Below are 21,840 nucleotides of genomic sequence, written 5' to 3'. Positions count from 1 at the left end.
CTGAACTTTATACTTTCTTTATAATTACGATAGATGGACTTTACTCTATTAACAAGGACAAATCAAAAAGAAAACAAAAAAAGAATGCACATACGTTGTGCATTCCTAACTGTAGACAAACTCAATAAATTAAACTACTGCCGCTGATTTCCGCTACGTGGAGACCTTTTTTGCGGGTACACACGTAAGCAGTAACCCTCGTTAACCCGCAGTTTGTTGCGTCTTTCTATTTGTGCTGTTCTAAGCAGGATTCACCGCTCTCTGCTCCAATCAACTGACGTTAGTAGAGTAGCTCCATTATAATTCAAAAAAATGACAAAAGGCATCGAGTTCAACTTCTTGAGCCTTTTGTCAACAATATGGGAAGCACGTATGTGGAGCATTCCTTCAATCTATTTTAAAAAAATAAGCTTAAGATAAAGTAAATTGTAGCAGCCATAACTGCTGAGATAGGCATTGTGATTACCCAAGTCGTCACAATTTTACGTGCCATACCCCATTTAACACCTTTAACACGATGCGCAGTACCTACACCCATAATGGAAGATGAAATAACGTGTGTTGTCGATACAGGTAAATGGATTAACGTCGCACCGAAAATAATCGAAGCAGATGCTAAGTCCGCTGCTACACCATTGACTGGGCGGATTTTCATAATTTTACCACCCACCGTTTTAATAATTTTGTAACCACCTACCGATGTCCCAAGACCCATCGCACATGCAGCTGCAAAACGTACCCAGAACGGAATATCATCCCCTTGGTGCAAGCCACCTGCGATTAACGCAAGTGTAATGATCCCCATCGCCTTTTGCGCATCGTTCGTACCATGCGTAAATGACTGCAATGCCGCTGTACCGATTTGTACTGTGCGGAAGCCTTTATTCGTACGATATAAATTCATATCTTTAAAGATTACTTTAAATAGTGACATCATTAAAAAACCAGCAGCAAACGCAAGTAATGGTGAGAAAATAAGCGCTTGAAGTATTTTAATGAAACCCTCGTAATTTAGGACATCAAAGCCTGCCGCTGCAATTGCTGCCCCGGCTACCGAACCTATTAATGTATGAGAGGAACTAGATGGTATTCCGAAATACCACGTTAATAAATTCCATGTAATCGCTGAAAGTAATGCCGCTAAAATAACAACTGAGCCTGTAATATCACCGTCATAAGTATTTAAGGTGAAAGGGTCAACAATATCTTTCGTTAGCGCCTTCGCAACGCCAACAAATGTAATTGCTCCGACAAAGTTCATTACCGCAGCCAGGTAAACGGCCGTGCGAGGCTTTAATGCACGTGTTGATACAGATGTTGCAATCGCATTGGCTGTATCATGGAAGCCGTTAATAAAGTCGAATACAAGTGCGAACATAACGACTAATATTGTTATCAGTAATATCGTATCCATTATTTAGTACACTCCATCTTACGCATTTCGCATGATTATTGTTTCAATTGTATTTGCTACTGTTTGGCAGCAATCTGCAATATCTTCAAATTGTTCATAAATATCTTTGAATACGATAATGCGCATTGGATCTTTTTCTTGAATAAATAATTGCTTCATTGAAGAACGGAAAATTTCATCACATTCACGCTCATAATCTTTAATTTGAATTGCATGTTTACGCATTTCAACAAGCTTTTTACTATTTAACAGTTCCATTGCTTGTACCATTTCATCTGTACTTTTCGCAATGTAAGTAAGGAATTGGCGCATCGGCTCTGTCACTTCTGTTAAGTTATACATATTAAAATGAGCAATACAGCCTTCCATCCCATCTATTACGTCATCCAATTTATTTGCTAGTGCTAAAATATCTTCGCGTTCAATCGGTGTCATAAATGATTTATTAAGCATTACAATTAGCTCGTGAATTAATTTGTCACCGCTTGTTTCATATTGTTTCATTGTATCGGCAATTTCTTTCAATGCATCAATATTATCTTGAATACGCGCATTATGTGCGTAGTAAATGCCTTCTTTCACATTTTGAGAGATTTTTAATAATGCCTGAAAAAATGGATCTTGCTTGCTTGAGTTGAACATTATGTTCCTCCTGTTGATTAAATATTGTCGATTGCTGCAACTATCATAACAAAACCTTTACATAATTCTACATAACTTTAAAGATAAATAAATTGAATTTACAATAATGTAATATAAAAATTGCCACATTTCATTCCAATGTACTTTAACAAGTTACAAACGTTGGAAATCTTCTAACAAAAACACGGTTTTTGCTGTGAAATGTAACGTTTTTTCTTTAGTTTTTATAAAAATACTTGAAAAAATTTAATTCTTTCTATTTTTTAATGTAAAGGAATTGTAAAGGCTTTTTTCACTAAAACAACAAACACCATTGTTATTTTTAGCCATTCACAGTACGCTTATAAGAAAGCGGTGAATTATAAAAGGATGTGTATTACTTTATATGGATATTGATTTACTCTCACTCGGAACATTATTAGTTTTTGGCTTTATCGCATCCTTTTTGAATGCTATTGTTGGTGGCGGCGGATTGATTTCTTTACCCGCATTAATGGCAGTTGGCTTACCTCCAAGCACAGCGATTGCAACAAACAAACTGGCGAATACCATTAGTAATGGAACAAGCATGTTAACATTTTTGAGAGCAGGTAAAGTAGACTTTAAAAAGATTGGAAAAACCTTACCCTTTATTTTTATTGGCTCACTAATTGGCGCTTACACCGTACACCTCGTGTCTCCTTCAATTTTAAAGCCACTTATGCTTGTTATGCTCGTACTTGTAGCTACTTATACAATTTTAAAAAAAGATTGGGGACAACAACCTACTCAACGCATATTAAGTACTGGAAAGAAACTTGGCTTTCTTTGTGCTTTTGCGGCAATCGGCTTTTATGACGGATTTTTTGGTCCAGGAACAGGTTCTTTTTTCATATTCATATTATTAATGATGGGTAATGACTTCTTGCAAGCTGCAGGCAATGCAAAAGCATTTAATTTCACATCTAATTTAGCAGCCCTTGCAATGTTTTTAGTTTTAGGGCAGGTTAATTTTTTATACGGTTTACCGATGGGTTTCGTGATGATTTTCGGGGCCATTTTAGGTTCCAAGTTTGCGTTAACACGCGGTACGAAAATAATGCGTATTATTTTTATTATGATGACTTGTATCTTAATAGTGAAAAATGCATGGGATTACTTCGGCTCACATTAATTAGCAGGTAGCGATATTAATCGCTGCCTTTTTAATAGATTGAATTTTCAATCAATTGACAATAATCGTTAGCGTGCTATAATACTTTTGGGCTTCACCGCATTGAAGCGCAAAAGTAATTTTTAGGAGGATTCATATGTTTCGAATTGAAGCAAAAAGTAACCCTCGATTTATTGAGGCTTGCTTCATTACACTTTTAATTATTGCCACAATGGCTATTAGTATTGGCTATTTAAAGGCAACGCCCCATATTCCTATTATTCTAGTCATTTCGATTTTAATTGCCTATGGACTGCTTAAAAAAGTACCGTTTCGAGAGCTTGAATCTGGAATGATCGCTGGTGCTAGTGCTGGTTTAGGCGCTGTCTTTATTTTCTTCTTTATCGGTATTTTAATTTCCAGTTGGATCATGGGTGGAACCATCCCAACGCTCATTTACTACGGCTTTTTAACTGTTTCACCTAGCTTTTTCTTTGCCATTGTTTTTCTAATTTGTAGCATCGTCGGTGTATCTGTTGGTAGTTCATTAACAACAGTCGCAACAGTTGGTGTTGCCTTTATGGGGATCGCTGGTGCAATGGATATTTCATTAGCCATAACTGCTGGTGCAATCGTTTCGGGTGCCTTTTTCGGGGATAAAATGTCACCGCTCTCTGATACAACAAATCTAGCATCAGGTACGGTAGGCGTAGATTTATTTGAGCATATTAAAAATATGGGTTGGACGACCATTCCCGCCTTTATCATCTCGTTTGTACTGTATGCCTTATTATCTCCATCTAGCGCCAATACTTCTTTTGAAACGGTCGAACAATTTAAAGTAGGCTTACTATCAACAGGACTTATTCATTGGTATACATTGCTACCAATCGTTGTGCTTGTCATCATGACATTATATAAAGCTCCTGCACTTATTACACTTGCAGTTGTTTCAATCGTTGGTGTTGGGCTTGCTTACATTCAAGAACCAATTGCACTATCTCATGTATTCGACATACTTTTTAATGGCTATGTATCCGATACAGGGATTAAGGATGTAGATGCCCTACTAACTCGTGGCGGTATGAATAGTATGCTATTTACCATCGCCCTCGTTTTACTTGCTTTAACAATGGGTGGACTTCTATTTACGCTCGGTATTATTCAAAGTATTTTAGCAAAAGTTGAAAGTTTATTTACAAGTGCAGGCTCCGTTATTACTGGTGCAGCACTTACTGGGATTGGTGTCAACACATTAATCGGTGAGCAATATTTATCTATTTTGCTTACAGGAGAGGCTTTTAAAGCTCAGTTTGCAAAGGTCGGACTTGCACCAAAAAATTTATCACGTGTAATGGAGGATGCTGGTACTGTTGTCAATCCGCTTGTGCCTTGGAGCGTGTGCGGAATTTTTATTGCTAGTGTACTAGATATCTCTACGACAACTTACCTTCCCTTCACCTTCTTCTGTTTACTCGGTCCAATTTTAACAGTACTATTTGGTTGGAGTGGCAAAACGTTAACAAAGCTTGAAAAACTAGATTAGCATAAAAAATCTGCTAGCAGTCTACGCAATTACATCGTAGATTACTTGCAGATTTTTTCTATTTCTATCATTCCATATTGGAATCAAAACAGTGATTTTTTTGCATTTCCGAACAATAAATCGCTTTGTTATGCTAAAGCAAAGGAGTTGGAATAACAATGACAATAAAATGGAATGCAAATCTATACGATCAAAAGCATGATTTTGTTTCAAAATTTGGGGAAAGCTTAGTGAACTTACTTGCACCCCAAAAATATGAACTTATTTTAGATGTTGGCTGTGGAACTGGCGATTTAGCAAATGAAATTGCTCAATTTGATGCGGTCGTTTTAGGAATTGATGCCTCAAATGAAATGATACAAAGCGCGCAACATAAATTCCCGGCACTTACGTTCGAAACACAGGATGCTGCTTTGATGGACTACACACATCAGTTTGACGCAGTATTTTCAAATGCTGCACTGCATTGGATGAAACAACAGGATAAAGTTATCGACAATATTTACCGTGCACTGAAACCACACGGACGTTTTGTTGCAGAAATGGGCGGTAAAGGTAATATTGCTTCAATTGTGAGGGCACTACGAAAAAGTATGGAGGAGCTTCAGCTTCCTTTTGAGGAGCAATATTTCCCTTGGTATTTCCCGACGGCTGAGGAATATCAAACTATGCTAGAAAATGAGGGCTTTACAGTTCAAATGATTACTTTATATGAACGTCCCACCAAGCTTCAAGGTGATGATGGTTTACGCAATTGGTTAGTCATGTTTAGCGATAACGTTCTTCAGCATTTAAGTGACCATGAAAAAGAGTTAGTTTATGCCAAGTGTGAAGAATTGTTAAAGCCAGACTATTATCAAGACAAGCAATGGATTGCCGATTATTGGCGATTACGTTTTGTTGCGACGAAGCTAGGGACATAACAACGTTGTGAAATCGCCAGAAAAGTCTCATGAAACGCCACAAAGACTTGTGAAATCGCCAGCAAAAGTCCATGAATCGCCACGAAAACTTGTGAAATCGCCAGGAAAAGCCCGTGAAACGCCACAAAGACTTGTGAAATCGCCAGCAAAATTCCATGAATCGCCACGAAAACTTGTGAAATCGCCAGTAAACCTTTGGAAAGCACCTTCTGTAACGAAAAAAGTGTTAGTTTGACTGAAATCAATCTAACACTTTCCTCTTTATGAACGAGGCCATAACATAACCATGACCCCTATAATACAAATGCCAGCACCGATTAAATCTAGCATATCTGGCTTTTGCTTATCTATTCCCCAGCCCCACAATACGGAGAGCACAATAAAGACACCTCCATATGCTGCATAGACTCTACCGAAAGTCGGGAATGATTGAAAGGTAGCAACAACGCCATATAAAGCTAATGCAACTCCCCCAAAAATACCCCAATAAAATGGTTTACCTTCCCTTAGCCAAAGCCAAATTAAATAACCCCCTCCAATTTCGCCAATACCTGCTACGATAAATAATATAATTGCGTAAATCATATCTTCCCACTTTCTTCTTATATGTAATACTTTTACTTGTCCCTACATTCAACTTACCTTCCTCATGTATTAAAGCCCCAATACGTAATCGTATCCGTTACACCAATGATAATTAAAATTATACCTGCTACGATTTGTATCACTCTTCCCATTTTCATACTTGTTTTCATAATAAGGCGTTTTGTATCAAACAAATGGATAAGTGTCAGCATTAAGATTAATGGTACTGAGGTCGCAATGCCAAAAATCGCTGGCAAAATAAAGCCATATGAAGTTGTAACGACTGTCGGCATAAGCCAAACGAAAAATAGCACAAACATCGTAGGACAAAAGGCAATGGCAAAACATGCACCCATTATAAATGAACCAAGCTTTCCTTCTTTTAATATAAGCGGGATACGTGTTGACAGTTGATGTAGCCATTTGAATTTTAAGATGCCTATTAGGACAAACCCAGTCAACAACATAATTGGACCGATTAACTTTCGAAAAATTGGAAAATAGCTAGTCATTGACGTTTCAAATGATTGACCAAATAGCCACGCAAATAATCCGATTATACTAAACACAACGACCTTACCGATGATAAAAAATATTACTTCCCCAAAATTATTTTTCATTTGAATCGTACGATTACCATAGAAAGTAATAGCACTCATATTGCCAGTTAATTGACAAGGTGCTAGGGCGCCAACTAACCCTAAAAGTAACGCAATAATTAGTGGGGAATGTTCATAGGAGTTTAAAAATAAAGTAATTGGACCGCTAACGAAGCGACTAATTTCTGACATCAAACTATACATGCTTCTATCACCTTCAATCCTAGTAATGGTCCGCTAAACTAATTGTTTTTATATATGGCATAACAAACAGCCAAAAATGCTTCAATATCTGCAGTTACATATTTACATAAAAAATAAGTATTTGAAACAATATGTGAAAACTCTTTTACGGAATAACTATGAAGCAATTGCTCTTGATAGGGAGCTTCAATTACACTTTTCGGTAAAAAAGCAATACCTAACCCCTGCTGAACAAAATTTTTGATGACTTCTGTTTGATTAATTTGCATACTTTTATAGCTCGGCAATTGTTGTAGTACTTGCTGTACCTCTTGCCAATATGGCGCATATTCGTGGATTAAAATCGTTTCTTGCTGTAAAAGTGTCATTGGGTCAGTAAATTTTTTGCCTATCGGTACGATCAGTTGGAGTGGCTCTTCGGCAAGCATTTCCATATGGATAGCTCGTGTGGACGTCAGTTTCGAAATACCTATATCGACAGCTCCTGCATATACCGCTTCTCCGATTTCATTGGATTTTAACAATTCAATTGAGAGCTGAATTGCAGGTTTTTGCTGTTGAAAATAATCAATTATAGCTGGTAATGTAGAATTCGCAATTTGTGGTGCTATGCCAATCGTTAATTTTGAAGTAAACCCACTTTTCAAAGATTGTGTACTATGTAATGCTTCATCAACGGTTGCCATTATCTTTTGGGCATGCTGTAAAAAGTGTGCCCCGATGTAATTTAATTTTACATGTTTTGCTTGCCGTTCAAACAGCGGTGTATGTAATTCCTTTTCTAAATGCTGAATATGTTTTGATACTGTCGATTGTGTAATAAAACATCTTTCTGCCGTCTCACGAAAATTTTCGGTTTCCGCTGCCACGATAAACGTTCGTAACCATTCTGTTTCCATAGACAAAGCCTCTTTTAGTTTTTCATTCATTATAACGAAATTATTGTGTAACTTGAAACCTTTCAAACTATCTAAGTTAGTATTGTTACGACTAAAAAGGACAAAGGAGCACCTTAACATGCAAGGCACTCTCTATCTGAAATCGATTATCTACAATTATTTTAAAAAGTGCTTCAATGCATCTATTTGTTGCATAGCTTGCTCATAACCCATGTCGTAATTTTTACGCATTTGCACCGTATCTTTCTCAAAGCTGTTAAGCGCTTGTGTTGGGCGGAATATAAACGCTTTTCCTTGTGCCTCCAACTTTTCACAGTAATCAAGTGAAGCATTATAATGGTCTGCACGTTTTTGCATGCTTTTCACCAAATTAGGATAACGTTTTGCTAGTAGTTTCATTGCCCACTTGCTTTGGCGATCCATTTGTTTACGGTAGCCTTTAGGTCTTGTTAATACAAGTACATGCTTTTGAAAACCATTTTCGACACCATGCATTATCGGAATTGGCTCCGCTAAACCACCATCGTAATAGGGCGTATTATTTAGTTTAATTTCCGGAAAAAGAATAGGTATAGCACAAGTTGCACGCAACATCATACATTGGCGATCCATTTCTCCTGCATCCATATACTCAACTTGCCCTGTTGCTGCATTCGTTACGCCAAAAAGTAATTTCCCATCATATTGTTTGTACGTATCCCAGTCAAAAATATCTAGCTCATTAGGAATAACATTATAAGCAAAATCTAAGCCAAATAAGCTCTTTTCCTTAAGGAAATTTTTTATGCCCATATAACGCTTATCATGCCGGTAATCCATTAATACACGTAACGATCGTTCCTTTTGTTGTGACACATAGGAGCAAGCATTTATTGCACCTGCTGAAATGGCTACTACATAGGGCATCATAATGTCGTGCTCTAAAAAAGCATCCAATACACCGGATGTAAACAATGTACGAAACGTTCCACCCTCTAATATTAAACTTGAATCTTCCACATTTACCTGTAGCATACCATCACTCTTTCACTCTATATTCTCTTTTAGTTTACCGCAATCAAGAATGAGTTTCTTAATTATTTTAGCAACATGTTAGATTGTTGTTTTTCGAAAATTAAAACAATATACAGAGTGCCCGTTCTTTTTGTACAAATATTGCACGTGTTATCCAACTAGATGCTAGAAAACACAGATGACAGATGCTTTCCAGAGGCACACACGTAAGCCGCAACCTTCGCTAGCGCGCGGTTTGTTGCACTTACTTTCTGGGCTTTTCCACAGGAGTCGTCGCCCTCCGCTCCAATCAACTAAACAAGCTTGTAGTCCATTTTATGACCATTAAAAGCTATAAAAAGACAAAAAGAAGAACCTATAAAGGCTCTTCCTTTCTTTACGCCATTTTACCGACAACTTTTACTTTTAGTCTTGTTGCGTTTTCTGGATGATAAGCAAGTGGCGTTTCTTCCACTTCGACTAATTCAATTGTTTCAGCAAGAGCTCCGGCTAATACCGCTTGCTTCACTGCTTTATTTTGTGCATCTTGCAATGATTCTTCACGTGGTTCTTTAGCATAAATATAAATCTGTTCATACTGCCCACTAATTTGAGCAATGGATGCGCCAATTGCATTGGCAACACTGCCATGTTCATTTTTAATAATTTTAGCTACCCCTCGTAACGATTCAGGCACAATAATACTGCCCCCACCGACTAAAACAAGTTGCACATCTTCCGATGAAGTTTTCATTTTATCAATGGCCTGCTCAAGTAACGACGCCATTTCTTTTTGTACGTCTTTGGCAAATGCTTCATCAAGATGAGCTACTAAACTACGATCTCCTACATCTGCAAGACCTAAACGAACAGCAATATCTGTTGTTGTCAGTGTGTCGCCTCCAAAGACCAGTGCCTCTTGGCTAATTTTATAGCCTACACTATCAGGGCCAACCGTAATCTTGCCATCATTGACACGAACGATACTACCTCCGCCTAGTCCAACAGAAATAATATCTGGCATTCTAAAGTTTGTACGAATGTCCCCTACTTCTACAGCGACAGACGATTCTCTTGGAAACCCATCTTGTAGGACGCCAATATCAGATGTTGTCCCGCCAACATCCAACACCATCGTATTTTTAATTTGTGACAAATAAGATGCACCACGAATACTGTTCGTCGGTCCACAAGCAATTGTTAAAATTGGGAATTGTTTTGCATAATCAATTGACATCAACGTTCCATCATTTTGACATAAATACACTTCCGCATTAAAAATCCCTTCTGTTTGCAATGCATGAACGAAGCCTTGTGTCGTTGTTTCAATTACTTTGCAAAGCGCCGCATTTAAAATTGTTGCATTTTCACGTTCAATTAACCCAACTGACCCAATCAATGAAGAACAAGAAATTGGAAACGCTTTACCATATACTTGTTGGATAATATCATGGACTTTCAATTCTTGATCATTTTTGATAGATGAGAAGACCCCAACGATGGCTATTGATTCTACTTGGTGTCGCCAGCCCTCTAATAGCGATCGAATTTCATCTTCGTCAAGCTGTCCTAATATTTGCCCATCATATTCGTAACCACCATGTACTAAAGCATAATTGCCAGATAGGTTTTCAATCATATCTTTCGGCCAAGCAGTGTACGGCAATACGGATGCAGTTGCTGGATAGCCAAGGCGAATCACACCTACTTTAGCGAGTTTTTTACGCTCCACAATAGCGTTCGTACATTGTGTTGTACCTAACATCGCATGACTAATTTGTGTTTTATCAATTGCTAAGTCTTGCAGTAAATTTCGTAAAGACGTTTCAATCCCTGTTTTTATATCTAAGCTTGTTGGTGATTTCACACTATGAACAAGCTTATTATTGTTATCTAAAAGGATGGCATCTGTATTTGTTCCACCTACATCAATTCCGATTTTATACATGCTCAGTTACCCCCTTTTTCACAATTTCCTCGATTGGCTTATAATCATAATCATAGCCAAAGTATTTTGGACCTGCTGTTTCGATCCCTTTTGCCGTACGCCATTTTTCATTAGCAGGCAGACCAATGACACGGACACGTTTACCATATTTTAAACTTTCTGTTGTTACAGGTAATAATGTTTCATAATCTACTAAACAAATTAAATCTGGAGTCATGGCAACGACTTGCTCATTTTTTTCTGCTAGTAGATTTTCATTTTGGAAATGGACTTTCATTTGTTCATCTTTATTAGCATCAATGCCTTCAAGATTCATTTTCCCAAGGTTGAAGCCGCCCTTCGTTTCTCGAATGACATCCACGATTTTACCTTGGAATAATTCAAAGCCTGAAACGAGGTTTAGCAATTCTTGTAGCTTGTCATTTACTTCCTTATTTTTGGACGCAATGATTTCCCCAATTTTTTCAGAAAGTGTGATAATGTGATGCACACCACTTTTCTTCATTTGTGCACCAGTTGTAGGATACAAGCTCACTAAAGCACTTGCGCCCATTTCTACTGTCGCTGTACGAGCTAAACGCTCTGTCCATTTATTATCAATTGTTTCAAAAATACCAATATTCCCTTTTTCATCGGTAATCGCCATCGGAGTTGCTGAAATGCCATCTAAATGGAATGTCACCATCTGCAATTCTGGGAAGGCACGACCCATGCCATCACAATCAATAAGTGGTAAACCAAGTTGTGCAGCTACGACAATCGGAATCATTGAGTTCACGCCACCGGCTTCCATTGGATACGTACCAGCAATTTTCTCTTTCCCTAAGTATTGAGCAAGCTTTTGGAAAACTTTCACGAATTCATCACCACGTGGGAACTTCTCGACTAAAACAGAAGGTGCTCCCATCATTGCAGCGGGAATAAAAAAGCCCTCATCTGCTATTTCATCTACTGAATACAATTTGACAGGCCCATTTTTTTCAATAGCAGAAAGCGCCATAAGCTTTCCAATGTAAGGATCACCGCCGCCGCCAGTGCCTAAAAACGCTGCGCCAATCGCAATATTTTCAATTGCTTCTTTATCTAAATATCTCATCTATTTTCCTCCAATATTATCGATTTTTGTCCAGTTATCCGATGCCCTATATAATAAATACCAAATGAAATGACAATCCCGATTAAAGGCTGATTTGGTATTTGAGGTAATTCAGGGAATAAGGATAAAATAACAGGAGCACTAGCAATAATTGCGCCAGCTAACCATGAAAATACACCTAAACGATTGACCCCTTCTACCTCATGCCAACTATTTTTATCACCTTTATTCATAAACCAGTATGAAGCAATCATAACGCCAGCAACTGGTGGAATCATCGCTGATAATATTGACATAATCGGTGTAAAGTAATTGAGTATCCCTACTACAGCCAATAACGTCCCAACTGTTCCGGCAATACCAATTGCCACTTTTTCTTTTTCCTTAGAAACGTTAAAGACATTAATAAGAGCAATTCCTCCTGAAATGGCATTGACCAAATTCGTTTTCCATGTCGCTAAAATTAACGCCACACCGCCAATAAATGGCGTTGCAATATTTAAAAAGACAGCTGTAATATCACTTGTTTGATAAGCGATTGTTAACACAGCCCCTACGCCAATCATTAAAATACCGGCGGGAATAATACCGAATGTAGCTGCTTTAAAAACATCCGCACGTTTTTTGGAAAATTGCGAATAGTCACCAGCTATTACTGCTCCTAAAGCAAACGAACCAATCGTTACAGCTAATCCATCCATAAAGCTCATCGTTTGTTTCGGTTTATAGTCCAAAATGATTTGTAGATGATCTCCCGTTAATGTTTGTACTAAACCAAATACACAAATTACAACTAATAACGGTACTGCAATATAACTTAATACACGTAGTACTTTCATTCCATAAATCGCTGAAATCACCATTACCAACCCACTAAGGAAAGAAGCGAATGGCGTTGGTACATTCACATTAAAATGCGCTAACAAATTCGCTAACGCTACCCCACAAACATTGGCCTGAATACCAAACCAGCCCAAGCAAGCGATAGCTAATATAATAGACAAAATCGTGCGAGATCCTGTCTTACCAAATACATGTCCTGCGATATGGACGGTTGGCTTTCCTAAGTCACTGCTTTGCATCCCTTGCAAAACCATGATAATCACAACAATCGTATAGCCAACTAGTGCTACGGTAAGTGCCATCGGTAAACTCATACTCGAAATAAGCGTGTTCCCTACTAGTAAACTTGGGATACAAATCATCGCACCAGCCCAAATAATACCTAAACTATACCAGGACTGTTCATTGCCTTCGTTTCTCATAATACTCCCTCCTTATACTTCCTTGTTTCTTGAATGAATCTAATTATAAGAGAGAAGGGAATGGTACGTCTTTTTCATAAATAAAAAAAATAATCTGAAATTTTGTCAATTCGAACAAAATTCCAGATTATTTTAATTATTAATTAAACGATAGAGCATACAAGCCATATAAACATCGTAAAATTCCGAGTAGATTGTGACATCACTGCCAATCAATTCACTTATTTTTTTTATGCGATATTTTACAGTATTTTTATGAATGAATAAAATCTTACTACAGTCATCAAAACTACCATTTGCATCTAGAAGAAACGTCATTAAAGTTTTTAACGACTCCTCATCATTCAAAATAGGTTCAATTGCTGACAAGTATTCTTCAATCATCTCTTCCCCTTGTTTACTTAAATCAATCGCCCGCTTTATGGATCTTATTTCAGCTGCCGTATACAATTTGCGCAATGGAAATATGGCATGGACCTTTTCGCCGACTTGATTCACTAACTGATACATTTGTCTTACTGCTTTCGTATTTTTCATTTTCGGTGAATACACAATTTTAGCAATTTGTGCGTCGTAACTTGTCGTCTGAATAAACTCACTAGCAATTTCAAATTCGTTATATTTATATAAACAATTTCCTAAAAGAACTATGATGCAATGATCAATACATTGAATCACTCTTGTTTTGTAATATTTTGAAAGTTGTTCATCCAATTCATCTCGAATACTTTTTTCTTTTGTTAAATCATTGATTGTAACTAACCACATCATCTGCACAGCAGAGACATCAATATGAAGTACATTTGCCAATCTGCGCATTTTATCACTTTCATCATTAATAATCGCTTTGACCAACGCATACTCACTTACATCATCATGTTTATCTCCCCATAGGTTAATTGCTACTTGTACCACTTCACTAATTTTTTCAATCGTCTTTGCAGGCAATTTCGTATTCTCTTTAATAAGGAATACATACAGCAGCTCGCCATTTTTTTGGTGAATGCTTTTATATTCAATAACGCAAGTGATATCATTATTTAATAACTCAAGCTCCCCCTTGTCCTGATTAACTAAACTTTTGGAAAATTCTTCGATAACTTTGGACACATCTAAGGAAGAATTTCTAGGCCACATCACTTGGTTGACAATATCAAAATTCGTATTCGTCAGCACAATATTCGCTTTCAGGCGATCCGATAACATTTTTAGCGTAATTTCTACACTGCGTAAATGCTCTGGTAGCAACGACACCTTCTCTAATGTCTCCTTCACGAAATGATCATTGACCACTTGGTTACTAATGATTGTCTCCATCACTTCATAAATGACTTCATTATACCTTAGTGAATAATCATTTTTAGGCATACAAATAATAATAAAATCTTGTGAATCTGCTAATTGCAGTACTTCCTTTGGGATTTCTGGCAAAACGATACCGACATAATATAATATTAAACCCAATTCTCCTAGGTCATGTAAATATTGAATGGTACTACATTGTTTTTCCACACTATCTCGAATGGAAAAAAAAGAGCTGATCACTAGCTCTTCCGCATACCACTCTTCTTGCACTGTTTGGACAATCTTCGAACAAAAATCTCCATCTGAAACTTCTAAAACAGATAGAGAGGAAACAGTTCGATTAAGATTATTTCGACCCGTTAATACATCTGCTCCTCTAAATGATGGTAATTGCAGCAAATCGTTTACTGTTACCCCCATATTCCTTCACCACTACTTTGTTAAAAATTTGCATTCTATTAAATATTACTGGTATCACAAAAGTCGATACCTTATGAAAAAGAGTATCACATTCGACACAATGTTTCAAAAATAGACATTTTTCAAGAAATTTACTTGCTGTCAGCCTGCTCCACTTTTATACGCGTTTATTAATTACCTATTACAATTTTAAAAAATTGCCATTAAAAGTTATATAATGGTAAAATCAAAAGTGAATTTAGAATATAAGTGAGGGAAAGACAATGTCAGAAGTAATAAAAATCGATAATTCTATTGGAAATGATTTACGTAAGAGCATGCAAGCAGATTGTCGAAACTGTTTTGGCTTATGCTGTACCGCACTAAATATAGTTGCATCAAGCGATTTTGCTATTCATAAACCAGCTGGCACAGCATGTCCCAATTTGCAATCTAACTTTAGCTGTCAAATTCATAGTGAGCTTAGAAACAAAGGCTTTAAAGGATGCACCGTATACGATTGTTTAGGGGCAGGGCAATGGGTTTCGCAATCGACGTTTCATGGACAAGATTGGCGCGATAATCATGAAATTGCTAATAAAATGTTTCAGATATTTCCGATTATGGAACAGTTATACGAAATGATTGCCTATGTAGCAGAGGCAATGTCTTATGCACTGTCACAGCGCTTATACGATAAATTACATGCACAGTTAGAGAACTTGCAACACCTCACTACATTAGATGTAGAAGCACTGTTAGCTCTTGATATCCCTCATATTCGACTACCTGTTAATGCCTTACTGTTAAAGACAAGTGAACTAATTCGCAATGAGCTTGTAGTAAACACTTTCGGTCAAAATGGTCGAAAAACGAATTATCGAGGTGCTAATTGGATGGGGAAAAATTTAAAAGGTAAAGATTTAAGAGCAACCGATCTGCGAGGTGCATTGTTAATTGCGGCAAACCTGCAAAATACGGATTTAAGAGGGGTTGATTTTATTGGTACTGATTTACGTGATGCCAATGTATGCGGGGCAAATCTTTCTACTACGATGTTTTTAACGCAAATGCAAATCAATTCAGCAGTTGGTAATCACGAAACGAAACTACCCTTTTATTTAAGCATGCCGACACATTGGCATAATATACTACAAAAATAAGGGACAGATTAGAAGAATCTTTCACTTCAATCTGTCCCTTTTTATTACTTCACTTGTTTCTTTTTATAAAGAATAGTTGCTATAACGAGCACAAGTAAAATAGCTTGCCCGATGATTGTTTCAACAGTTGGATAGAAGCCTATAAAGCTAATAACTGGTAGACCATCAACGATTGTCGTTGGCACACTATCTCTAAGTTGCAATGTATGCAAGCTGACACCGATAATTTTAAATGCCAATACATAAATTAACACCGTCGCCACGGCAAAAAGCTTATGAATGGCAATTTTGCCACTCGCTTTAAATAATACAATGGCTATTACCCCTAGAATGACAAGTGCTAGGATAATACCAAGTATAAATTGAGATGTCGCCATTTTTGGGGCAATCCCAGCATAGAAAACAAGTGTTTCTGCCCCTTCACGGAACACCGATAAGAAGCTAACCGATGCCATCGCAAATACCGATCCACTTGAAATGGCGTTGCCCATTTGTTTTGAAATGTAACGGTTCCAGCTTGCGACACTTGATTTACTATGTAGCCAAATACCGACACCTATCATCATCGCAGCAGCAACAAGACCTACATAACCTTCCATCATTTCTCGGTTCGTATCCACCGTTGCTGAGTTGAAAATCGTAGACATTAATACTGCGGCTACCGCTGATACTAATATTCCAGCTAATGCTCCTACATAAATCCATTTACGCAACGACTTTTGCCCAGATTTATTTAAAAATGACACTAATGCCAAAATAATTAATAATGCCTCTAAGCCCTCACGTAGTAAAATTAATGCTGAATCCCAAATAGTATAATCTGAATTTCCTTGAATTAATTCAATTTCAGTTCGGAATTGATCAAGCTTACTTTTAATGCCTTTGACATCTACCTGTGACTTTAATAAGTCACTTACTAGTATCGGCATATCACTTTCAATCTTTGTATAAAGACTACCATTACGAGTTGAAATATCGATTTCTACACTCGGCCATATTTTGATGAACTCGCGGATTTTATCGGATGCTGCTTTGTAGTTGCCTTCGTCAATTAAATCATTAGCATCATCAATATAAGCAATTAATGTTGATAAAGAATAATCGCCTTCTACAACTTGTGCAGTATCATGACCTGCTACAAAATCCTCAATTGTTTGCTTTAATTCAGCGTATTGTGATTGCATTAACGCTACTTCAGGCTCTTCTGAAGCAAGTGTTATTCGTATAAAAGCCATTTGCGTTTCAATTTGACCGTACATCCCTATGCTTTGCTCACGTACGGGACGTTCAATTTTTTTCCATTTCGCATTAAAATCTTTATAAGCATCGTTAATTGAAGCTACATCACCGCTTGCCAAAGCTTCTTCAAATGCTTTCATAATAGGTTTAAACTTTTGCCCAAATTCTGCTCGCTGTGCCGCTTCATCCACAGGGTTTTCAAGCTTTTCTAACGCGCGCAAAGCATTTGAAAGTGCAGACAAAGCCGTTAAACGTTCTTCTTTAGAAGAAGCCTTTACTGCTTGGTCGAGTATTTTATCGACTTCTTTTTTCGCCTCAGTTTGATCCGATGATACAGAAGACCAATCTGTTGCGAATTGTTCAAGTGCATCTTTTGCTTCTGCTTCCTTGTCTTGTTTTGTATTCATTAGCGCATCACTTATCGAAATGTATAAGTGACTGTAAGATTGCGCTGCTTGTACGGGTACTGCAAGTGCCAGTAATAAGCATACGATAATGCTACAGCGCGTTAAAAAGTGCTTCACCTAAGTAACTCCCCTTTTGTACTCCAGGGAAGCAAGCAAACACCGCACTGCCTCGATGGGTAATATATTCATTCATTTTATCCATTCGCCCTAAACTGTTTTGAATCGTTGTAAATTGAGCTGGATCTTTTTGGAAAGAGATAAATATTAGTCCTGCATCGTGCGCACCCGTATTCGACATTACACCTGATGCGTATGAATAAGATCGACGTAATATGCGTGCACTAGATTTACGTGCTAAATGCACATGCGATGTATCAGGCATAATATACTCGCCCTTGCTATCTTTTGCTTCGATATCGAAATCATCAAATTCTTTCGTTTTACCTAATGGTGCACCACTATCGCGATAGCGCCCAAACGTTGCTTCCTGATCCTTCAAAGATGTACGATCCCATGTTTCAAGATGCATTTGAACTTTTCGAGCAACTAAATAGGAGCCACCCTTTAACCAGCCTTTATCCACCCACACGACTTTATTTAAGTCTTGTTCATCCGTAATTGAAGGATTTACTGTGCCATCCTTGAATGCGAATAAATTGCGAGGCGTGCCTCCCTCTGCTGGAAATGAGTTAAAGCCCGCTTGCGACCATTTAATTTCCACTTTTCCGGAAGCAGCACGCACTAAATTGCGGACAGCATGGAACGCCACTTGTGGATCGTCAGCACACGCTTGAATACAAAGATCCCCACCTGTAAATTCCTTTTGTAGCTGATCTTTTGGAAAATGTGGCAAATCAGCTAATTCAGCAGGCTTTAAATGGGCCATCCCGAGCTTATCAAATAAAGAGGGACCTACACCTACAGTAATTGATAAATTAGAAGCATTTAAACCTTCTGCTTCACCTGTATCACCTGTCGGCACTCTAGTATTTGTTGTTAAATCTACCATTAACTCACCATTCATTAAACGGACAACAAGAGGTGTCCATTTTTCGAACAACTCTTGTAGCTCTTCTTTTGTTGACACGAGGACAGTTAAAGAAGCAAAATAAATATTTTTTTGAACGGGTGTAGTAATGCCCGACTGATGTTTTCCATAAAAATTAACTTTGTTTTTTGCTGTTGAGCTATCTGCTACAGGCTCAAAAACATCATAGCCCATCGCTTTCATCACACCACCAAAGCCAGAAGCACCAATAGCAATACCGGCCACGCCCATGCTTGTTAGCTTTAACATTTCACGGCGCGATATTTTTTTATCGATCCATTTTTCATCTTTTGACGATGTCATTATTTATCACTCCAAAATAATTCCCATTTGACTTAATGGTTCACCTAATTGGTTCACCGCAGCTGCAAGTGCTTTTGTATTTTCTTCTGTTAATTCTTCGTAAGAAATATAGCCCCCATCAGTTGTTGCATGTTGAGCTAATAAATCATCCACTGCTTTGAATTTTTCATCTAATGTTGCCACTAACTCTTTGTCTTTTGCTTCTAATTTCGGACGAAGAATTTCAAAGATTTTTTCTGCACCTTCAATATTCGCTTTAAAATCATATAGGTCTGTATGTGAATAAATTTCTTCTTCTCCAGTAATTTTTGAAGTAGATACCTCGTTCAATAAATCAACAGCACCTGTAATCATTACATCTGGTGTTACTTCTACTGTTTGAACGAGTGCATGTAATTCTTTCGCGTCAGCAAGCAGCTGGTCTGCCACCGCTTCATAGCCTTCTGTTTTATTTTCTACCCAAAGTGCATACTCAAGCTTATGGTAGCCTGTCCATTCTTCTTTGCCTTTACCTTCTTCTTCGATATCCGCTAAACGACCATCAATACGTGGGTCAAGATCACCGAAGCTCTCTGCAATTGGTTCAGATCGCTCAAAATACATACGTGCTGGCGCATATGCTGCTTTCGCGCCTTCAATATCACCTGCTTTGAACAGGTTCACAAACTTTTCAGTATTTAGCAAGAATTGATCCATTTGTTCTAATGCAAATTGTTGATAGGCTGATAGTTCAGTAGATAAATCCACTGCTATCGTTTGATCTGCTTGCTCTGTTGCTGGTTTCTCATCTTTTTTTACTTCCTCTGTATTACCGCAACCCGCCATAAGGATGCCACCTGCTACTAATACTGACAATAATGATTTATTTTTCATGCTTAATACCTACTTCCCGAATTAGTCTCTAACGTGAATGATAATCATTATCATAATTGATTGCAAGAAGTATTTTTAAATTAAGAAAAAAACGTCATTTCGCAGTTGAATTTTATTTCCAACTAGCAAAAAGACGTTTTTTCTACAATATAATGATTCTAAACTACTAAATATTGACTTGTTTTATCTTTTCATTTTTTCCATATAAGAAATAATAAAGCACGATTGACATAAAAATTACGGCTACCATCGCTAAGAATATGGCGCTGTACCCCATCGTCGGTACAAAAAATCCTAAGAAATAAGGTCCTATACCTAATCCTAAATCATATAAAATGAAATACGTTGAAGTTGCTAGCCCTAAACGTTCATTTGGTGTAACCTTAATAGCTATCGCTTGTGCTACAGAGTTGAAATTACCATAACCAATTCCAATAAAAGCTGCAGCTATTAAAAATACACCAGTGCTTGTTGCTGAGCTAAATGCATACATACCAATTGCAAATAACACAAGACAAGGATAAATAATAATATTTGCTCCTCTTGAATCAAGTAATTTTCCGGTAAACGGACGAGTAGCTAAAATTACGATTGCATAAACGATAAAGAAATAACTACCTGCCGTTACCAAATTAAGCTCTTTTGCGTAGAACGTCATAAACGACATCACACCTGAATAAGCAAAGCCAATAACAAGCGCTACAAAGGCAATCGGTAATGCTCGCATTTCGATAAAGTTAGATAGCTTGAAGCCCGCTTTCTCTGCAGCTGCCTTCGCGTTTTTACGTGCCTCTGGAACTTTCACAATAAAATACATCATAAAGCAAATAATTGCTAATACTGAATCTACCGCAAAAATCATTCGATAATCTTCAAATAACTGCGTTAATAATATGCCAATAAATGGACCAATTGCCGTTGCTAAAATAGCACTTAAGCTGTAATAGCCTATCCCTTCACCACGACGTTCTGGTGGTAAAATTTGTGCAATAATCGTCCCTGTTGCTGTACTTGCTATACCTAGCGCTATCCCTTGCACTAAACGATTTAGCATAAGGAGTGGTAAGTTTAAGGCGATAAAATAAGACATCGTAGATAACATAAATAATAACAATCCACAAAATAATGTTTTTTTACTGCCCCAATCACCGATAATGCGTCCTGTGCCAAGACGTCCAAATAACGTCCCGATAATAAAAATACTCGACACTAGCCCTGCTGTACTTGTCGAAGCGTCAAATTTCTCCACCGCATAGCCAGCTATCGTCACCATCAATAAATAAAAAATTAACGTAATCGTAAAATTGATGAGTGAAACGATTAAAAAGTCTTTTGTCCATAGTTTCTGTCTAGTTGCTTCCACTTGTTTCCTCTCCTACTGATGAATGTTTTTACTTATGTTGGCTAAAACCCGAGAAGCAATTTCAATATCCTGTTGTGATACACCAGCTAATGCTTTTTCTAAAAAAGGTTTTATATGCTCCTGGATTTCGTCCACGTTTTTTTCACCATATGGCGTTAATTGTACAACTTTTGCTCGCTTATCTTTCCCAGCCACCGTCTCCACATAACCAAGATCTACTAGCTTTTGCACAAGCCTCGTTACGCTAGGCTTTTCAATCGACATAAAGTTCGCGATTTCAACTAGTGAATGTGGACCTTTATCAATTAAGAAGCGTAAAACTGCCCACTGAGAGCTATATAATTGATATTGTTCCAACTGCTTGTTGAGTTGATTCGTAAACGGGCGGTACATTAAACGAAACTCATTAAAAAATTGCTGTTCAATCGTCAAAAAAATCCCTCCTTAATTAGTTAGCCTAGCTAACTATATATTAAATTACACCGTTTGTCTAG

The 21,840-nt window shown here is 37.5% G+C and carries 20 protein-coding genes; 4 read left to right on the top strand and 16 right to left on the bottom strand.

The window, feature by feature from the left end; translation table 11 throughout:
• Window positions 1-397: 397 nt before the first annotated feature.
• Window positions 398-1,414 (bottom strand): inorganic phosphate transporter, encoded by a 1,017-nt coding sequence (locus ACQKNX_RS04010; protein ID WP_427427678.1) that lies wholly within the window; start codon window positions 1,412-1,414, stop codon window positions 398-400.
• 18 nt (window positions 1,415-1,432) lie between these two features.
• Window positions 1,433-2,056 carry a DUF47 domain-containing protein gene (locus tag ACQKNX_RS04005; RefSeq protein WP_401018311.1) on the bottom strand — a complete coding sequence of 208 codons (624 nt, stop codon included), beginning with the start codon at window positions 2,054-2,056 and terminating at the stop codon, window positions 1,433-1,435.
• 385 nt (window positions 2,057-2,441) lie between these two features.
• On the opposite strand from ACQKNX_RS04005, the gene ACQKNX_RS04000 reads away from it, so the two are divergent.
• From ACQKNX_RS04000 to ACQKNX_RS03990, 3 genes are all read left to right on the top strand, one after another.
• Window positions 2,442-3,209, top strand: a complete 768-nt coding sequence (locus ACQKNX_RS04000; protein WP_427427677.1) for a sulfite exporter TauE/SafE family protein — start codon at window positions 2,442-2,444, stop codon at window positions 3,207-3,209.
• A gap of 136 nt (window positions 3,210-3,345) precedes the next feature.
• Window positions 3,346-4,734 carry a Na+/H+ antiporter NhaC gene (gene nhaC / locus ACQKNX_RS03995; RefSeq protein ID WP_427427676.1) on the top strand — a complete coding sequence of 463 codons (1,389 nt, stop codon included), beginning with the start codon at window positions 3,346-3,348 and terminating at the stop codon, window positions 4,732-4,734.
• Between the two features lie 158 nt (window positions 4,735-4,892).
• Window positions 4,893-5,657, top strand: coding sequence for a class I SAM-dependent methyltransferase (locus ACQKNX_RS03990; RefSeq protein ID WP_427427675.1), 765 nt, complete (start codon window positions 4,893-4,895; stop codon window positions 5,655-5,657).
• Here ACQKNX_RS03990 and ACQKNX_RS03985 read toward each other — a convergent pair.
• From ACQKNX_RS03985 to ACQKNX_RS03945, 9 genes are all read right to left on the bottom strand, one after another.
• Window positions 5,615-5,902, bottom strand: coding sequence for a hypothetical protein (locus ACQKNX_RS03985; protein ID WP_427427674.1), 288 nt, complete (start codon window positions 5,900-5,902; stop codon window positions 5,615-5,617). The two genes, ACQKNX_RS03990 and ACQKNX_RS03985, sit on opposite strands and share 43 nt — an antisense overlap.
• 16 nt (window positions 5,903-5,918) lie before the next feature.
• Window positions 5,919-6,242: a YnfA family protein gene (locus tag ACQKNX_RS03980; RefSeq protein WP_427427673.1), complete on the bottom strand. Its 324-nt coding sequence runs from the start codon at window positions 6,240-6,242 to the stop codon at window positions 5,919-5,921.
• 62 nt (window positions 6,243-6,304) lie between these two features.
• Complete coding sequence (locus ACQKNX_RS03975) at window positions 6,305-7,045, bottom strand: sulfite exporter TauE/SafE family protein (protein ID WP_427427672.1); 741 nt, start codon at window positions 7,043-7,045, stop codon at window positions 6,305-6,307.
• Between the two features lie 38 nt (window positions 7,046-7,083).
• Entirely contained in the window at window positions 7,084-7,944 is an 861-nt protein-coding gene (locus tag ACQKNX_RS03970; protein WP_427427671.1) for a LysR family transcriptional regulator, read from the bottom strand.
• Window positions 7,945-8,100: 156 nt separating this feature from the next.
• On the bottom strand, window positions 8,101-8,958 hold the full coding sequence (locus tag ACQKNX_RS03965) for a patatin-like phospholipase family protein (RefSeq protein ID WP_427427670.1): 858 nt from the start codon (window positions 8,956-8,958) through the stop codon (window positions 8,101-8,103).
• Window positions 8,959-9,334: 376 nt separating this feature from the next.
• Window positions 9,335-10,885 carry a hydantoinase/oxoprolinase N-terminal domain-containing protein gene (locus ACQKNX_RS03960; RefSeq protein WP_427427669.1) on the bottom strand — a complete coding sequence of 517 codons (1,551 nt, stop codon included), beginning with the start codon at window positions 10,883-10,885 and terminating at the stop codon, window positions 9,335-9,337.
• The gene (locus tag ACQKNX_RS03955) at window positions 10,878-11,981 is read right to left on the bottom strand and encodes a DUF917 domain-containing protein (protein ID WP_427427668.1); all 1,104 of its coding nucleotides are present in this window, start codon (window positions 11,979-11,981) and stop codon (window positions 10,878-10,880) included. Before ACQKNX_RS03955 ends, ACQKNX_RS03960 begins: the two co-directional genes overlap by 8 nt.
• Window positions 11,978-13,246: a cytosine permease gene (locus tag ACQKNX_RS03950; RefSeq protein ID WP_427427667.1), complete on the bottom strand. Its 1,269-nt coding sequence runs from the start codon at window positions 13,244-13,246 to the stop codon at window positions 11,978-11,980. The genes ACQKNX_RS03955 and ACQKNX_RS03950 overlap by 4 nt, the downstream gene beginning before the upstream one ends.
• 132 nt (window positions 13,247-13,378) lie before the next feature.
• Window positions 13,379-14,971 (bottom strand): PucR family transcriptional regulator, encoded by a 1,593-nt coding sequence (locus ACQKNX_RS03945; protein WP_427427666.1) that lies wholly within the window; start codon window positions 14,969-14,971, stop codon window positions 13,379-13,381.
• A 263-nt stretch (window positions 14,972-15,234) separates the two neighbouring features.
• On the opposite strand from ACQKNX_RS03945, the gene ACQKNX_RS03940 reads away from it, so the two are divergent.
• Window positions 15,235-16,113 carry a pentapeptide repeat-containing protein gene (locus tag ACQKNX_RS03940; RefSeq protein WP_427427665.1) on the top strand — a complete coding sequence of 293 codons (879 nt, stop codon included), beginning with the start codon at window positions 15,235-15,237 and terminating at the stop codon, window positions 16,111-16,113.
• Window positions 16,114-16,157: 44 nt separating this feature from the next.
• Here the strand turns inward: ACQKNX_RS03940 and ACQKNX_RS03935 are convergent, their stop codons facing one another.
• The 5 genes from ACQKNX_RS03935 to ACQKNX_RS03915 all read right to left on the bottom strand — a co-directional run bounded on the left by ACQKNX_RS03935 (window position 16,158) and on the right by ACQKNX_RS03915 (window position 21,778).
• Window positions 16,158-17,876 carry an FTR1 family protein gene (locus ACQKNX_RS03935; protein ID WP_427427664.1) on the bottom strand — a complete coding sequence of 573 codons (1,719 nt, stop codon included), beginning with the start codon at window positions 17,874-17,876 and terminating at the stop codon, window positions 16,158-16,160.
• Window positions 17,851-19,110, bottom strand: coding sequence for an iron uptake transporter deferrochelatase/peroxidase subunit (efeB, locus tag ACQKNX_RS03930; protein WP_427427663.1), 1,260 nt, complete (start codon window positions 19,108-19,110; stop codon window positions 17,851-17,853). The genes ACQKNX_RS03935 and efeB overlap by 26 nt, the downstream gene beginning before the upstream one ends.
• Window positions 19,111-19,116: 6 nt before the next feature.
• A complete protein-coding gene (gene efeO, locus ACQKNX_RS03925) occupies window positions 19,117-19,983 on the bottom strand; it encodes an iron uptake system protein EfeO (protein WP_427427662.1) in 867 nt (288 codons plus the stop codon).
• Between the two features lie 166 nt (window positions 19,984-20,149).
• On the bottom strand, window positions 20,150-21,346 hold the full coding sequence (locus tag ACQKNX_RS03920; RefSeq protein WP_427427661.1) for an MFS transporter: 1,197 nt from the start codon (window positions 21,344-21,346) through the stop codon (window positions 20,150-20,152).
• Between the two features lie 12 nt (window positions 21,347-21,358).
• Window positions 21,359-21,778 (bottom strand): MarR family winged helix-turn-helix transcriptional regulator, encoded by a 420-nt coding sequence (locus tag ACQKNX_RS03915; protein ID WP_401007562.1) that lies wholly within the window; start codon window positions 21,776-21,778, stop codon window positions 21,359-21,361.
• Between the last annotated feature and the right edge of the window lie 62 nt (window positions 21,779-21,840).

This window comes from Lysinibacillus sp. NPDC093712 (assembly GCF_050280025.1).
Lineage (GTDB): Bacteria > Bacillota > Bacilli > Bacillales_A > Planococcaceae > Lysinibacillus.
The sequence above is the reverse complement of the archived record's forward strand: the minus strand, read 5'-3'. Positions and strand labels throughout refer to the sequence as shown.